General features: G+C 72.5%; 9 protein-coding genes. 7 read left to right on the top strand and 2 right to left on the bottom strand.

Going from position 1 to position 15,325, the window contains the following annotated elements; all coding sequences use genetic code 11:
• Window positions 1-262: 262 nt before the first annotated feature.
• From IAG44_RS10220 to hflX, 3 genes are all read left to right on the top strand, one after another.
• Entirely contained in the window at window positions 263-2,413 is a 2,151-nt protein-coding gene (locus tag IAG44_RS10220; RefSeq protein WP_187746823.1) for a RelA/SpoT family protein, read from the top strand.
• Between the two features lie 226 nt (window positions 2,414-2,639).
• Entirely contained in the window at window positions 2,640-4,208 is a 1,569-nt protein-coding gene (locus IAG44_RS10215) for a M1 family metallopeptidase (protein WP_187746822.1), read from the top strand.
• Between the two features lie 255 nt (window positions 4,209-4,463).
• Window positions 4,464-5,957 (top strand): GTPase HflX, encoded by a 1,494-nt coding sequence (hflX, locus tag IAG44_RS10210; RefSeq protein ID WP_187746821.1) that lies wholly within the window; start codon window positions 4,464-4,466, stop codon window positions 5,955-5,957.
• A gap of 63 nt (window positions 5,958-6,020) precedes the next feature.
• Here the strand turns inward: hflX and IAG44_RS10205 are convergent, their stop codons facing one another.
• Complete coding sequence (locus IAG44_RS10205; RefSeq protein ID WP_187746820.1) at window positions 6,021-7,244, bottom strand: trypsin-like serine peptidase; 1,224 nt, start codon at window positions 7,242-7,244, stop codon at window positions 6,021-6,023.
• A 364-nt stretch (window positions 7,245-7,608) separates the two neighbouring features.
• On the opposite strand from IAG44_RS10205, the gene IAG44_RS10200 reads away from it, so the two are divergent.
• The 4 genes from IAG44_RS10200 (at window position 7,609) to IAG44_RS10185 (ending at window position 14,217) form a co-directional block, all read left to right on the top strand.
• Window positions 7,609-9,348 (top strand): diaminobutyrate--2-oxoglutarate transaminase family protein, encoded by a 1,740-nt coding sequence (locus IAG44_RS10200; protein WP_425508434.1) that lies wholly within the window; start codon window positions 7,609-7,611, stop codon window positions 9,346-9,348.
• Between the two features lie 69 nt (window positions 9,349-9,417).
• Entirely contained in the window at window positions 9,418-11,379 is a 1,962-nt protein-coding gene (locus IAG44_RS10195; RefSeq protein WP_187746818.1) for an IucA/IucC family protein, read from the top strand.
• 66 nt (window positions 11,380-11,445) lie between these two features.
• Window positions 11,446-12,084 carry a GNAT family N-acetyltransferase gene (locus IAG44_RS10190; protein ID WP_187746817.1) on the top strand — a complete coding sequence of 213 codons (639 nt, stop codon included), beginning with the start codon at window positions 11,446-11,448 and terminating at the stop codon, window positions 12,082-12,084.
• A gap of 159 nt (window positions 12,085-12,243) precedes the next feature.
• The gene (locus IAG44_RS10185; RefSeq protein ID WP_187746816.1) at window positions 12,244-14,217 is read left to right on the top strand and encodes an ATP-dependent DNA helicase; all 1,974 of its coding nucleotides are present in this window, start codon (window positions 12,244-12,246) and stop codon (window positions 14,215-14,217) included.
• A 240-nt stretch (window positions 14,218-14,457) separates the two neighbouring features.
• Here IAG44_RS10185 and lexA read toward each other — a convergent pair whose 3' ends face one another.
• Complete coding sequence (gene lexA / locus IAG44_RS10180) at window positions 14,458-15,225, bottom strand: transcriptional repressor LexA (protein WP_187746815.1); 768 nt, start codon at window positions 15,223-15,225, stop codon at window positions 14,458-14,460.
• Window positions 15,226-15,325: the final 100 nt, after the last annotated feature.

Here is a 15,325-nt window from a genome sequence, read left to right as displayed (position 1 = left end):
CCGTCACCGTACGGGTGCGCCCCTTTCGCGTACTCCGGAAGGAGGAATACGCGACATGCATCAGCCATGATGGCTTGAAACAGTCAACCCCATCGAGGTCGCTCGAATGGGTGATCCGTTTCACGCTCGGCGAGAGGCGGTCAGCGGCACATGGTGGGCTCGGTAGCATCAAGCACCGGCCCGGACGGGAGACCGCAACCAGTCCCCGAGCCGTGTCCGCCCTGGGGCACTCGTCCGCCGGTCCACGCAGCCGGAGGTGCCCATGAGTGCGGAGGCGACTAATCCCGCGACCCCAGGCCCGGTGGTGCCCGCCGTCCCCCGATGGCGCAACCGCCCCCGTATCGACCTGCGCAGGCTGGGCCGCGCCGCCTTCCTGGGGCCGGCCACCAGAGGCCGCCTGCCCGACGCGATCAGCCACGTCGTCGAGGCCCATCGCGCCCACCACCCCGAGGCCGACCTCGAACCACTGCGCCGCGCGTACGTGCTCGCCGAGTCCTCGCACCGCGGCCAGATGCGCAAGAGCGGCGAGCCGTACATCACCCACCCCCTCGCGGTGACCCTGATCCTCGCCGAACTCGGCGCCGAGACGACGACCTTGACGGCGTCCCTGCTCCACGACACCGTCGAGGACACCGATGTGACGCTCGACCAGGTGCGGGAACAGTTCGGCGAGGAGGTTCGTTACCTCGTCGACGGCGTCACCAAGCTGGAGAAGGTCGACTACGGGGCCGCCGCCGAGCCCGAGACGTTCCGCAAGATGCTCGTCGCCACCGGCAGCGACGTGCGCGTGATGTCGATCAAACTCGCCGACCGGCTGCACAACATGCGCACCCTCGGCGTCATGCGCCCCGAGAAACAGGCGCGCATCGCCAAGGTCACCCGGGACGTCCTCATCCCGCTCGCCGAACGCCTGGGCGTACAGGCGCTGAAGACCGAGCTGGAGGACCTGGTCTTCGCGATTCTCCACCCCGAGGAGTACGCGCACACACGCGAGCTGATCATCGCCAACACCTCCCGCGCGGACGACCCGCTCGCCGAGACGGCCGAGAGCATGCGCGCCGTCCTGCGCGAGGCCGGCATCCAGGCCGAGATCCACATCAGGCCACGGCACTTCGTCTCCGTCCACCGCTTCGCCCGAAAACGCGGCAGCATGCGCGGCTCGGACTTCGGACGGCTCCTGGTGCTCGTCAACGAGGACGCCGACTGCTACGCCGTCCTGGGCGAACTGCACACCTGCATGACGCCCGTCGTCTCGGAGTTCAAGGACTTCATCGCCGTACCGAAGTTCAACCTCTACCAGTCGCTGCACACGGCGGTCGCGCGCGAGGACGGCCAGGTCGCCGAAGTCCTCATCCGCACGCACCAGATGCACAAGGTCGCCGAGGCCGGCGTCGTCGCCCTCGGGAACCCGTACGCGACCCCCGCCGAGGAACAGGCCGCGAGCGACGAGCGCGTCGACCCGACCCGGCCCGGCTGGCTCTCGCGCCTCCTCGACTGGCAGGAGGCCGCGCCCGACCCGGACACCTTCTGGTCGACCCTGCGCGAGGACCTGGCCCAGGACCGTGAGATCACCGTCTTCCGCCCCGACGGCGGCACGCTCGGCCTGCCCGACGGGGCCACGTGCGTCGACGCCGCCTACGCCCAGTACGGCGAGGACGCGCACGCCTGCATCGGAGCCCGCGTGAACGGCCGCCTGGCGACCCTCAGCACCGTTCTGCGGGACGGGGACACCGTCCAGCTCCTGATGGGCCAGGACCCCGCCTCGGAGCCCTCCAAGGAGTGGCTGGAGCACGCCCACACCCCCGCCGCCCGGATCGCCATCCAGCGCTGGCTGTCCACCCACCCCTCGGACGGCCAGGACACTCCGGGGGACGACCAGGAGGCAGCCCTGCGGGAACGCGGCGGCCGGCGCGGCTCCGACGGGCCCCTGCCGCATCCGTCGTCCACCCCGCGCGCGGGCAGCGCGCTCTCCGTCGTCGGACGGCCGGACGCCCGCGCGCGGCTCGCCGGGTGCTGTACGCCCGTACCCGCCGACGAGGTCACCGGGTTCGCCGTGCGCGGGGGCGTGGTCACCGTCCACCGGGTCGGGTGCGCCGCCGTCGCGCGCATGCGCAGTGCCGGGCGGCCCGAGGCCGACGTCCACTGGGGCGACTCCACCGAGTGCCGCGTCACCCTCGTAGCGGAATCGTTCGGCCGCCCGCACCTCCTGGCCGACCTCACCGAGGCGATGGCCCTGGAGGGCGCCGAGATCGTCTCGGCCACCGTCGAACCGCCGTCCCAGCAGCGTGTCCGGCACACCTACACGATCGAACTCCCCGACGCGGCCCGGCTGCCCACCCTCATGCGGGCGATGAGAAACGTTCCTGGCGTGTACGACGTGAGCCGGGCCCAGCACCACGCGGAGACGCACTGAGGGGCACGCGCGCGGAGGGCGGCGCCTCGAACGGCACGGGCTGACGGGCACGCACGTGTGGGACACCGGTTCGGCACCCCACGCGCGCTCGGCCGCCCCCGGCTCCGGCAAGCCCACGCGCGCGGGACACCCGTTCCCGGCAACTCGGCCCACCCGGGCAACACGTTCGGGTGGGCCGGACGCGAGTCGGCACCGCGGGGCACGCGGGCGCTGGTAGCCGTGGGGCATGCTGCGCAGCGCCCGAACCGAAGCTCCCGTGACCGCCGGCCCCGAAGCCCCGGTGACCGCCGGCCCCTCGACCGACGCCCCCGGCCGCCCCAGAGCCCGCCGCCTCGCCAGGACGGCCCTCCTCGCCTCCGCGATCTCCCTGTGCCTCGTCGCCGCGAGCGCGCCCCCCGAGCAACTGGGCGTCGGGGACCGCCTGTTCCCGTACCTCGGCAACCCCGGCTACGACGTCGCCTCGTACGACCTGGACTTCACCTACCCGGGCAGCAACGACAAGCCCCTGCGCGCGGTGACGACGATCGACGCCTGGACGACGCAACGGCTGGAGCGGGTCAACCTGGACTTCGCGCACGGCGACGTCGACGCGGTGGAGGTCGACGGCGAACCGGCGTCCTACGCGCGCGTGGGCGACGACCTCGTGGTCACCCCCGCGCGCGCCCTTCCGGAGGGCAGCTGGACGCGGATCACCGTCCGGCACACGAGCGACCCGGTGCCCCCCGAGGACGGCGAGGGCGGCTGGGTGCGGACCTCCGACGGACTCGCGATGGCCAACCAGGCGGACGCCGGACACCTGGTGTTCCCGTGCAACGACCACCCCTCCGACAAGGCGATGTTCACCATCAGGGTGACCGCCCCCGACGGCTACACCGCCGTCGCCAACGGCCTCCCCACGGGCGTCGACCGCGCGCGCGGGGCGACGACATGGACGTACCGCACGCAGCACCCCATGGCGACCGAGCTGACCCAGGTCTCCATCGGCCGCTCGGCCGTCCTGCGCCGCGAGGGGCCGCACCGACTGCCCGTCCGGGACGTCGTCCCCGTGAAGGACCGCGACGTCCTGGAGCCGTGGCTGGCGAAGACGCCGGACCAGATCTCCTGGATGGAGTCGAAGGTCGGGGCGTACCCGTTCGAGACGTACGGCCTGCTCATGGCGGACGTCAGCACCGGGTTCGAGCTGGAGACGCAGACCCTGTCGCTGTTCGAGAAGGGCCTGTTCACCGAGCCCGGTTACCCCGCCTGGTACGTCGAGTCGATCATGGTCCACGAGCTCGCGCACCAGTGGTTCGGCGACAGCGTCAGCCCGCGCACGTGGTCCGACCTGTGGCTCAACGAAGGGCACGCCACCTGGTACGAGGCCCTGTACGCCGAGGAGCGGGCGGGCCGCACGCTGGAGGCGCGCATGAAGGCCGCGTACGGGGCGTCCGACCGCTGGCGCGCGGCCGGCGGCCCGCCCGCGCTCCCCAAGGGCCCCGAGCCCGGCCAGAAGATCAGCATCTTCCGCCCGGTCGTCTACGACGGCGCCGCCCTCGTCCTGTTCGCGCTGCGCGAGGTGATCGGCCGCCCGGCGTTCGAGCGCCTGGAGCGAGCCTGGGTGACCGGCCACCGCGACGGCGTGGCGAGCACCGCCGACTTCGTCCGCCTCGCCGAACGCGTCTCCGGCCGCGACCTCACCGCCTTCTTCGACGCCTGGCTCTACAGCACGACGACCCCGCCGATGCCGGGCCACCCGGACTGGACGTCCCAGGCCCCGGCCAAGACGAAGCTGGCGGCACGGCACGGGCGGCCCTGACCGCGCGGGCCCGCCTGGGGAGGTACCGCGCGTACGACGTCCGAGCGGCGCGGACCGCCCCGGCGGGCCCTGACACCCCCAGGGAGCCGCACGGCTGGACGTGCCCGCGATAAGCCGGTGACGAGCCGGGGTGGGCCGTGCGACCATTTTCGGGCCGGCGAGGTACGGCCGACAACGCGGGAATCTTCCGCGCGGCTCGTGCGTTGAGCAGGGTGACAGGCGCCCTAGCGGCATCTTCGACGACGTAAGGAACCAATGACCTCCTCTTCTTCCCCTTCCCAGGACACCCAGCGCGCCGCGCACTCCTATGCCGACGGTCTTCGGGCCGATGCCCTGATGGAAGAGGACGTCGCCTGGAGCCACACGATCGACGAGGAGCGGGACGGCGACCAGTTCGACCGCTCCGAGCGCGCGGCCCTGCGCCGCGTGGCGGGCCTCTCCACCGAGCTCGAGGACGTCACCGAGGTCGAGTACCGCCAGCTGCGGCTGGAGCGGGTCGTCCTCGTCGGCGTCTGGACCACCGGCACCGCGCTGGACGCGGAGAACTCCCTCGCGGAACTCGCGGCCCTCGCCGAGACGGCCGGCGCGTTCGTGCTCGACGGCCTGGTCCAGCGCCGCGACAAGCCCGACGCCGCCACCTTCATCGGCTCCGGTAAGGCCCAGGAACTGCGCGACATCGTCCTGGAGAGCGGCGCCGACACGGTGATCTGCGACGGCGAGCTGAGCCCCGGCCAGCTGATCGCCCTCGAAGACGTCGTCAAGGTCAAGGTCATCGACCGTACGGCCCTGATCCTTGACATCTTCGCCCAGCACGCCAAGTCCCGTGAGGGCAAGGCGCAGGTCGCGCTCGCGCAGATGCAGTACATGCTGCCGAGGCTGCGCGGCTGGGGTCAGTCGTTGTCCCGGCAGATGGGCGGCGGCAAGGGCGGCGGCCTCGCCACCCGAGGCCCCGGTGAGACCAAGATCGAGACGGACCGGCGCCGGATCCGCGAGAAGATGGCGAAGATGCGCCGGGAGATCGCGGAGATGAAGACCGGCCGCGAGATCAAGCGCCAGGAGCGCAAGCGCCACAAGGTGCCGTCCGTCGCCATCGCGGGCTACACCAACGCCGGCAAGTCCTCGCTGCTCAACCGGCTCACGGGCGCGGGCGTCCTGGTCGAGAACGCCCTGTTCGCGACCCTGGACCCGACCGTCCGCCGTGCGGAGACCCCGAGCGGGCGCCTCTACACCCTGGCGGACACGGTCGGCTTCGTCCGGCACCTGCCGCACCACCTGGTCGAGGCGTTCCGCTCCACCATGGAGGAGGTCGGCGAGTCCGACCTGATCATCCATGTCGTGGACGGCTCGCACCCCGCCCCGGAGGAGCAGCTGGCCGCCGTCCGCGAGGTGATCACGGACATCGGCGCCACCGCCGTCCCCGAGATCGTCGTCATCAACAAGGCGGACGCCGCCGACCCGCTCACGCTCCAGCGGCTGCTGCGGATCGAGAAGCGCTCCATCGCGGTCTCCGCGCGCACCGGCGAGGGCATCGCCGAGCTGCTCGCGCTGATCGACGACGAGCTGCCGAGACCGTCCGTCGAGGTCGAGGCGCTCGTGCCGTACACGCACGGCAAGCTGGTCGCGCGCGCCCACACCGAGGGCGAGGTGATCTCCGCCGAGCACCTTGTGGAGGGCACGCTGCTCAAGGCCCGGGTCCACGAGGAGCTGGCCGCGGAACTCGCGCCGTACGTGCCGACGCCGGCGGCCTGACGCGGAGAGCGCGGATACGCCGAAGCGCCGCCCCCTCACACGCGGGGGCGGCGCTTCGGCGCGTCACTGACCTGCGGACTTCTTGCTCACCGACTCGTACACGCCCTTGGCGACCTCACCCAGGCGCGGTCCCGCGAGCCAGCCGGACGTGGCCGGGCCGATCGACGTGTTGGACACCAGCGCCGGCTTGCCGTCGGCGCCCTTCGCGATCCAGCCGCCGCCGGACGAGCCGCCCGTCATCGTGCAGCCGATCCGGTACATCGTCGGGTCCGCCGTGGACAGCGAGAGCCGGCCCGGCTTGTCCGCGCACTGGTACAGCTTCTGCCCGTCGAACGGCTCCGCCGCCGGGTAACCCGTCGCCGTGATGCTTGCGACGTCCGCGACGGCCGGGGCCGCGAAGTCCACCGGCAGCGCCCCGCCGACGGTCTCCTCCAGCGACTTGCCGGAGCCGCCCTTCTCCGGGGTCACGTGGATGACCGCGAAGTCGTACGGCGCGCCGTCGCCGCCCGTCGGACCGCCCTGCGCGATCCACTGCTGCGAGGTCTGCGCCCAGTCGCCCCACCACACGCCGTACGGGGCCACCTGCTCACGCGTCGCGCTCTGCAGCGCGGACGTCGCCATCGCGCTGTCGTTGTACGACGGGACGAACGCGATGTTGCGGTACCAGCCGCCGTTCTTGCCCGCGTGCACGCAGTGGCCGGCCGTCCACACCAGGTTGGACTTGCCGGGGTGCGCCGGGTCCTGCACGACCGTCGCCGAGCAGACCATCGAGCCCTCGGGGGAGTCGAACAGCAGCTTGCCCGCCTCGGGCACGTTCGCGTGGTACTTCGCCGGCACCGTCTTCGCGTCGACCGGCGCCGGCTCCGGGTCCGTCACGCCCTGGTCGCCCGCGAGGTCGCTGTCGTCGACACCCCGGTCCGGGTCCTGGGCGTCCCGCATCCGGTCCGGGTCCCACAGGCCCTCGATGATCGGGTTGATGAAGTCCTGCGCCTCGCGCAGCCAGTCGTTCTTGTCCCAGTTCTTCCAGGCGCCGTTCTTCCACTTGTCGAGGTCGATGCCGTGCTGCCTGAGCCGGTCCACCAGGTCGGACGGGAGCTGGACCTTCCCGCCGTCGCTCTCGGCGGCGGACGCCGACGGGGAACCGCTCGCCTGGTCGTCGCCGCCGTCGCACGCGGTGGCGGTGAGCGCGAGCACCGAGACCAGGGCGAGCGCGGACAAGGCGGGGGAGGAGCCCCGGCGCGCCCTCCTGCCTCGACGAGCGGTGAACGGCGGCCGTATGGATGGCATGGTCTGAACTCCCCCTGTGTGCTGAGAACTTGGCGCGAAATCGTGAAATCGGCCGTTTGAACGGCGAGTTCGGGCCGACCTCGCGGCTGTGTGGAACGGCAACACACGATATGCGCTCGCTGTGGGGGACTTCCGTGGGAACGGCAACGGTTTCGCTACGAGCTGCCTGAACAGGGCAGTTAGCCGGAAAAACGGTTCCTGTCAGTCGTACGAAGGGCTCTGCGCGGACGGCCGGTGCCGTGCGCCCTTCCGGCGCCCTGACGATCTCCGCCCAGGCCGTAACCCGCAGGCCGAAGCGGGGTTGGTAGCCCTGGGGGCCGGGTTCTTCAAGGCCCCTTCCCGGGCGAGGGGAAGGCGGGGAGCCGTGGCGGTGAGCGGGGCGGCGGAGGAGCGCGAGACAGCGCGCTCCGGGGCGCGCGAAGGCGACGGGAGCGCCGGGGCGGATGATGACGGGCGGAGCCTGTACGAGGGGATCCTGCGACGGCAGTCCGCGCGGGAGTCCGCGGCCCGGACCTACGCGCGGTCCCTGCCGATCGTGCCGGTGCGGGCGCGCGGGCTGACCATCGAGGGCGCTGACGGACGGCGCTACCTCGACTGCCTGTCCGGCGCGGGGGCGCTCGCGCTCGGGCACAACCACCCCGTCGTCCTCGAAGCGATCCGCAAGGTGCTCGACTCCGGTGCCCCGCTGCACGCGCTCGACCTCGCGACGCCGGTGAAGGACGCCTTCGTCACCGAGCTGTTCCGCACGCTGCCGCCCGGACTCGCTGACCACGCGCGCGTGCAGTTCTGCGGTCCCGCCGGGACGGACGCCGTGGAGGCCGCGCTCAAACTGGCCCGCACCGCCACCGGCCGCACCGGGGTCCTGGCGTTCACCGGCGCCTACCACGGCATGACCGCCGGCGCCGCCGAGGCGTCCGGCCACGCCTCCGACGTCCGCGTGACGCGCCTGCCCTATCCGTACGACTACCGCTGCCCCTACGGCGTCGGCGGTGAGCGCGGGGCCGAACTCGCCGCCCGCTGGGCCGAGTCGGTCCTCGACGACCCCAAGTCGGGCGTGCCCGGCCCGGCCTGCATGATCCTGGAGCCCGTACAGGGCGAGGGCGGGGTGATCCCCGCGCCGGACGGCTGGCTGCGCCGCATGCGGCAGATCACCGCCGACCGCTCCATCCCCCTGATCGCCGACGAGATCCAGACCGGCGTCGGCCGCACCGGCGCCTTCTGGGCCGTCGAGCACAGTGGGATCACCCCCGACGTGATGGTCCTCTCCAAGGCGATCGGCGGCAGCCTGCCCCTTGCGGTCGTCGTCTACCGGGACGACCTCGACCTGTGGGAACCCGGCGCCCACGCGGGCACCTTTCGCGGCAACCAGCTCGCCATGGCCGCCGGCACCGCCACCCTCGCCCACGTCCGCGAACATCGCCTCGCCGACCACGCGGCCGGCCTCGGCGCCCGTATGCTCGGCCGGCTCCGCGCCCTCGCCGGGGAGTTCCCGCACCTCGGCGACGTACGCGGCCGGGGCCTCATGATCGGCGTCGAGATGGTCGACCCGGAGAGCTCGCCGCAGGCCGTTTCCGGCACCGGCGTTCCCACCTCGACTCCGGCGCCCTCCGGCGCGCACCCGGCCTCCTCCGGCGCGCACCCGGCGCCCTCCGGTGCGCAGCTGACCGCCCCAGGCTCCACCGCCCGCGGCCCGCGCCCGCCCGCCGACCCCGCACCCGCCCCGCGCCCGGCCGCCCCCGCCTTCGCCGCCGCCGTCCAACGCGCCTGCCTGGACCGGGGGTTGATCGTCGAACTCGGCGGACGGCACCAGAGTGTCGTGCGCCTCCTCCCGCCCCTCACGATCACCGATGACCAGGCGACGGCCGTGCTCGACCGCTTCGCCGACGCGGTCGCGGCGGTCACCCGCGACCCCACGGGCCACCTCACGGTGCCCGCCCAGCACAGCCCGCGCCGATGGTCGCCCGCTCGAGGACGGCAACCAGCTCCTCAGCAGCGCCAGTTGCCGGACCGGGAAAACCAACCGCCCGACGACCAGTCGGACGACGGACCAGAACGCGCGGACGACGGCAGCCGACCGACCGGACGCCCCACCGGCCCCGCTTGACCACCCCACAGCCCCAGCCCCCCTCACGCCCGCCACCCCACGGGTCACCCACCCCCACGAGGAACCCCCGTGCACACCGACACTCCTCACCAGGTCACCACCCCCCACACCCTGGCCCAGGCCGCCGCCACGGAGAACCTTCTCCGCTGCTGGGTCCGCGAGACCTCCGTACCGCCGCCCGACGCCGGCCACCTGCGTATCCCGCTCCCGTCCAGCGGCCTCACCCTCATCGCCCCCGTCCACCACTGGTCCCCGACCGGCCTGCACCGCTTCGGCGCCCCTTCGCTCGCCGGCGTCCCCGAACCGTCCCCGCCGCTCGACGCGATCACCGTCGCCGCGCTGCTGGCCCGCGAGGCGCAGGCACAGGCGGCCCGCGAAACCCCGGCGGCCGGGGGTCCGGCGACCTCGCCCTCTCCCGACACCTCCGACCTCGTCACCCGCGTCGCCGACTCCCTCCGTCGCACGACCCTGTTCCTCACCGAGCACCGCGCGCGGACGGCCGTCTCCGCGCCCACCGCTCCCGACCTGTTCCTCGCCGCCGAGCAGTCCCTCCTCCTGGGCCACCCCCTGCACCCGACCCCGAAGAGCCGGGAGGGCTTGACCGACACCGAAGCCCGCCGCTACTCGCCCGAGTCCCACGGCTCTTTCCCCCTCCACTGGCTGGCCGTAGCCCCCGCCGTCCTGGCCGCCGACTCCGCCTGGACCGAGAGCGGACGCCCGGTCCCCGCGCAGCGACTGACCGCCCGCCTCGCCGGCCCCGGGCTCCCGTTGCCCGACGGACACGCCGCCCTCCCGCTGCACCCCTGGCAACTGCGCGAGATCCGGCACCGCCCCGAGGCCGCCGCCCTGTTCGACGCCGGACTGTTGAGGGACCTCGGCCCGTACGGTCCGTCCTGGCACCCCACCTCCTCCGTCCGCACCGTCCACCGCTCCGGCGCCCCCGCGATGCTCAAGCTGTCGCTGGCCCTGCGCATCACCAACTCCCGCCGGGAGAACCTGCGCAAGGAACTCCACCGGGGCGTCGAGGTGCACCGGCTGCTGCGCACCGGCCTTGCCCGGCAGTGGCACGCGGCCCATCCCTCCTTCGACATCGTCCGCGACCCGGCGTGGCTGGCCGTCGACGACCACGACGGCCGTCCGGTGACCGGCCTGGACGTGGTGATCCGGCACAACCCCTTCGCCCCCTCGGACGACGTCTCGTGCATCGCCGGCCTGCTCTCGCCCCGCCCGCACGCCCCGGCGGACCTGGGCCCGTACGTCCCGGCGAGCCTCGGCCCGCACACCTCGGCGGATCCCGGCCCGTACGCCCCGGCGCCCCTCGACCCGTACGCCTCGGCGGCCCCCCGCCGACCTGCCTCGGCGCACCTCCCCAGCGCCCGCCGCCCGATCCCCGACCCACCCATGAGCCCTCTCCGTTCTCGCCTCGCGACGCTCATCGACCGCCTCGCCTCCCGCACCGCGCGCCCGCGAGATGCCGTGTCCGTCGAGTGGTTCCTGCGCTACCTCGACCATGTCGTCCGCCCGGTGCTGTGGCTCGACGGGGAGGCGGGGATCGCCCTGGAGGCGCATCAGCAGAACACGCTCCTGCTGCTGGACGCCGAGGGCTGGCCCGCGGGCGGCCGGTACCGGGACAACCAGGGCTACTACTTCCGCGAGTCCCGGCGCCCGGAACTCGACGCCCGGCTGCCCGGCATCGGTGAGGCGAGCGACACGTTCGTCTCCGACGAGGTCACCGACGAACGCTTCGCCTACTACCTCGGGATCAACAACGTGTTCGGCCTGATCGGCGCGTTCGGCGCCGAACGCCTCGCCGACGAACGCCTGTTGCTCGCCGCCTTCCGCCGCTTCCTCGAAGCGGCCGCCGCCGGACCCCGCCGGATGCGCAGCTCCCTGCCCGCCCGGCTGCTCGACTCGCCCGTCCTGCGCTGCAAGGCCAACCTGCTGACCCGGCTGCACGGCCTCGACGAACTCGTCGGCCCCGTGGACACCCAGTCCGTCTACGTCACCGTCCCCAACCCCCTCGCGCTCTGAGCCCGTTCGCCGGCTCCACGAACCCTGTCTGCCATCCGTTATCTGCCTCCTGAAAGGAGCGGTCCCGTGTCGACCACGAAGGGCCACGCCGACCGCGATGTCACCGAAGACCTCCTGGACGGGGTCGCCGGCTGGGGACCCGTCCTGTGCCATCTGGGGATCTTCGAACTCGTCCCCGTGACGTTCGACCTCGGCATCCCCCTGGTCGCCCGCTGGATGAACGACCCCGCCGTCGCGGCCTACTGGGACCTGGCGGGCCCCGAGATCCGGACCACGCGGCACATCCGCGTCCAGCTCCACGGCGACGGCCGCAGCGTGCCCTGCCTGGGGGTGCTGAACGGCACGCCCATGAGCTACTGGGAGATCTACCGGGCGGACCTCGACCAACTGGCCCGCTACTACCCGGCCCTGCCTCAGGACACCGGCATCCACCTCCTCATCGGCGCCCCGGAGGACCGGGGGAGGGGAGTGGGCGGGATTCTGCTGCGGGCCGTCACCGAACTCGTCCTCGACAAGCGCCCCGCCTGTCGCCAGGTCGTCGGCGAGCCCGACGTCCGTAACGCTTCCTCCCGCCGCGTCTTCCGCAAGGCGGGCTTCGACTTCGTCGCCGAGGTCGACCTGCTGTCCAAACGAGCCGCGCTCATGATCCGGGACCGACTCACTCTCTACCCCTACGAGATTCCGAGATTCGATGGTTACTCATAGTGACGCTTCGTGTGCCGTCCGAGTTCCCTGCCCGCCCGACTTATTTCTGATCCGCCCTCCTCTGCCCCCTCCCGCTCCCCTCCTCCGCCTCTCCCTCCCACCCCTCCCTTCCCCTTCGACCACACGATTGTCAGTCCCGAGCCGTAGGGTGGTCGCGCTATGACGAAGCCCTCTCTCCCCGAACTCCTGCATGCCGCCGTCGCCGCCGTCGGCGGCACGGAGCGCCCAGGTCAGGTGTCCATGGCCGAAGCCGTCGCGGAGGCGATCGACGACGGCTCCCATCTGCTGGTACAGGCCGGCACCGGCACCGGAAAGTCGCTGGGGTACCTCGTGCCCGCGCTCGCGCACGGAGAGCGGGTGGTGGTCGCGACCGCCACCCTCGCCCTCCAGCGCCAGCTCGTGGAACGCGACCTCCCGCGCACGGTGGACGCGCTGCACCCCCTCCTGCGCCGCCGCCCGGAGTTCGCGATGCTCAAGGGCAGATCGAACTACCTGTGCCTGCACCGGCTGCACGAGGGCGTGCCGCAGGACGAGGAGGAGGGCCTGTTCGACCAGTTCGAGGCGGCGGCCCCGAGCAGCAAGCTGGGCCAGGACCTGCTGCGCCTGCGCGACTGGTCGGACGAGACGGAGTCCGGTGACCGCGACGACCTCACGCCGGGCGTCTCCGACCGCGCGTGGGCGCAGGTGTCGGTCTCCTCGCGCGAGTGCCTGGGAGCCTCGAAGTGCGCGTACGGCGCGGAGTGCTTCGCCGAGACGGCCCGCGAGCGCGCCAAGCTCGCCGAGGTCGTCGTCACCAACCACGCGCTGCTCGCGATCGACGCCATCGAGGGCGCCCCGGTCCTCCCGCAGCACGAGGTCCTGATCGTCGACGAGGCGCACGAACTGGTCTCCCGCGTCACCGGCGTCGCCACCGGCGAGCTGACCCCGGGGCAGGTCAACCGGGCGGTGCGACGTGCCGCGAAACTGGTCGACGAGAAGGTCGCCGACCAGCTCCAGACGGCGGCCGAGGGCTTCGAACGGCTGATGGAACTGGCCCTGCCGGGACGGCTCGAAGAGATCCCGGAAGACCTCAACTACGCGCTGATGGCCCTACGTGACGCCGGCCGTGCGGTCGTCTCCGCGCTCGGCACGACCCGCGACAAGTCCGTCCAGGACGAGGACGCGGTCCGCAAACAGGCGCTCGCGTCCGTGGAGACGGTCCACGGTGTGGCGGAGCGGATCGTGGCGGCCTCCGAGTACGACGTCGTCTGGTACGAGCGCCACGACCGCTTCGGCGCGTCACTGCGCGTCGCCCCGATGTCCGTGTCGGGCCTCCTGAGGGAGAAGCTGTTCGCGGACCGCTCGGTCGTCCTGGCCTCCGCCACGCTCAAGCTGGGCGGCGACTTCAACGGCGTGGGCGCGTCCCTCGGGCTCGCCCCGGAGGGGGTCGAGGGCGAGGACCTGCCGCAGTGGAAGGGCGTCGACGTCGGCTCGCCGTTCGACTACCCCAAGCAGGGCATCCTGTACGTCGCCAAGCACCTGGCGCGCCCCGCGCGCGACGGTGACCGCGCGGACATGCTGGACGAGCTGACCGAGCTGATCCAGGCGGCGGGCGGCCGCACCCTCGGGCTGTTCTCCTCGATGCGCGGCGCGCAGCTCGCCGCCGAGGAGCTGCGCGCGCGCATCCCCGAGTTCCCGATCCTCCTCCAGGGCGAGGAGACGCTGGGCGAGTTGATCAAGAACTTCGCGGCGGACCCGAAGACGTGCCTCTTCGGCACGCTGTCGCTCTGGCAGGGCGTGGACGTGCCGGGACCGAGCTGTCAGCTCGTCGTCATGGACAAGATCCCGTTCCCCCGTCCGGACGACCCGCTGATGAGCGCCCGGCAGAAGAAGGTCGAGGAGTCCGGGGGCAACGGCTTCATGTCCGTGGCCGCCACCCACGCCGCGCTCCTCATGGCCCAGGGCGCCGGCCGTCTCGTCCGCGCCACGGGCGACCGGGGCGTCGTCGCCGTCCTGGACCAGCGCCTCGCCACCGCGCGCTACGGGAGCTACCTGAAGGCGTCCATGCCCGACTTCTGGTACACGACGGACCGCAACCAGGTCCGCAGGTCGCTCGCGGCGATCGACGCGACGGCGAAGCAGGCGGGGGCGTGAGGGAGCGCACCCTTGAGGGCCTGAAGGGCCTGAGGACGTGAAGAAGGGGGCGAGCCGGAAGCTCGCCCCCTGGAGCCGCGGTACGCCGTCAGCGGGAGCCCTCTGAGGCGGCCCTCAAGCCCCCAGGCACAACGCAAGCCCCGGCGGACACAACGCAGCCCCCGGACACAACACAGGGCCCCGGAACCGGCGCAGGGATCCCGGGGCCCAGTCAACAGGGCGGGCCGACCGCAGGCGTCGTCAGACGCGGCGCAGTACGGCCACCACCTTGCCGAGGATCGTCGCGTCGTCACCGGGGATCGGCTCGTACGCGGCGTTGTGCGGAAGCAGCCACACATGGCCGTCCTCGCGCTTGAAGCGCTTGACGGTCGCCTCGCCGTCGAGCATCGCGGCGACGATGTCACCGTTCTCGGCGACGGGCTGACGGCGGACGGTGACCCAGTCGCCGTCACAGATCGCGGCCTCGATCATCGAGTCGCCGACGACCTTCAGCACGAACAGCTCACCGTCGCCCACGAGCTGGCGGGGCAGCGGGAAGACGTCCTCGACGGACTCCTCCGCGAGGATCGGGCCGCCGGCGGCGATCCGGCCGACCAGCGGGACGTACGACGCGGCGGGCTTGCCCGCGGTGTCCGTCGGCTGCACGGCGACCGACTGGTCGGAGCCGCGCACCTCGTACGCGCGCGGGCGGTGCGGGTCGCGGCGCAGGAAGCCCTTGCGCTCCAGCGCCATCAGCTGGTGCGCCACCGAGGACGTGCTCGACAGGCCGACCGCCTGGCCGATCTCGCGCATGGACGGTGGATATCCGCGCCGTTGCACGGAGTCCCTGATGACCTCGATCACCCGGCGTTGCCGGTCGGTCAGGCCCGAGCTGTCCGCCCGGATGCCCGGAGGTCGGCCCGGCAGGGAGCGCTTGTGCCCCTCGGGACTGGTGGCTTCGTTCATCGCGTGCACCGGGTCGAGCCGGCCCTGGGCGCTGATGGTGGCACTGTCTGCGGTGGTGGTCACGGCGGCCCCTCTCGATGGTCTCCCTGCTTGACAACGGTAGTTGCTTTCGAAAGGTTGCGCCAAACACACGTTCGAGTGAAAAACTCCGAAGAGTTGGACT

This window comes from Streptomyces roseirectus (genome assembly GCF_014489635.1).
GTDB classification, from domain to species: domain Bacteria; phylum Actinomycetota; class Actinomycetes; order Streptomycetales; family Streptomycetaceae; genus Streptomyces; species Streptomyces roseirectus.
The sequence above is the reverse complement of the archived record's forward strand: the minus strand, read 5'-3'. Positions and strand labels throughout refer to the sequence as shown.

Coding starts and splice junctions, on each gene's coding strand:
- IAG44_RS10220 (WP_187746823.1), top strand. CDS start 263: ATGAGTGCGGAGGCGACTAATCCCGCGACCCCAGGCCCGGTGGTGCCC.
- IAG44_RS10215 (WP_187746822.1), top strand. CDS start 2,640: ATGCTGCGCAGCGCCCGAACCGAAGCTCCCGTGACCGCCGGCCCCGAA.
- hflX (WP_187746821.1), top strand. CDS start 4,464: ATGACCTCCTCTTCTTCCCCTTCCCAGGACACCCAGCGCGCCGCGCAC.
- IAG44_RS10205 (WP_187746820.1), bottom strand. CDS start 7,244: ATGCCATCCATACGGCCGCCGTTCACCGCTCGTCGAGGCAGGAGGGCG.
- IAG44_RS10185 (WP_187746816.1), top strand. CDS start 12,244: ATGACGAAGCCCTCTCTCCCCGAACTCCTGCATGCCGCCGTCGCCGCC.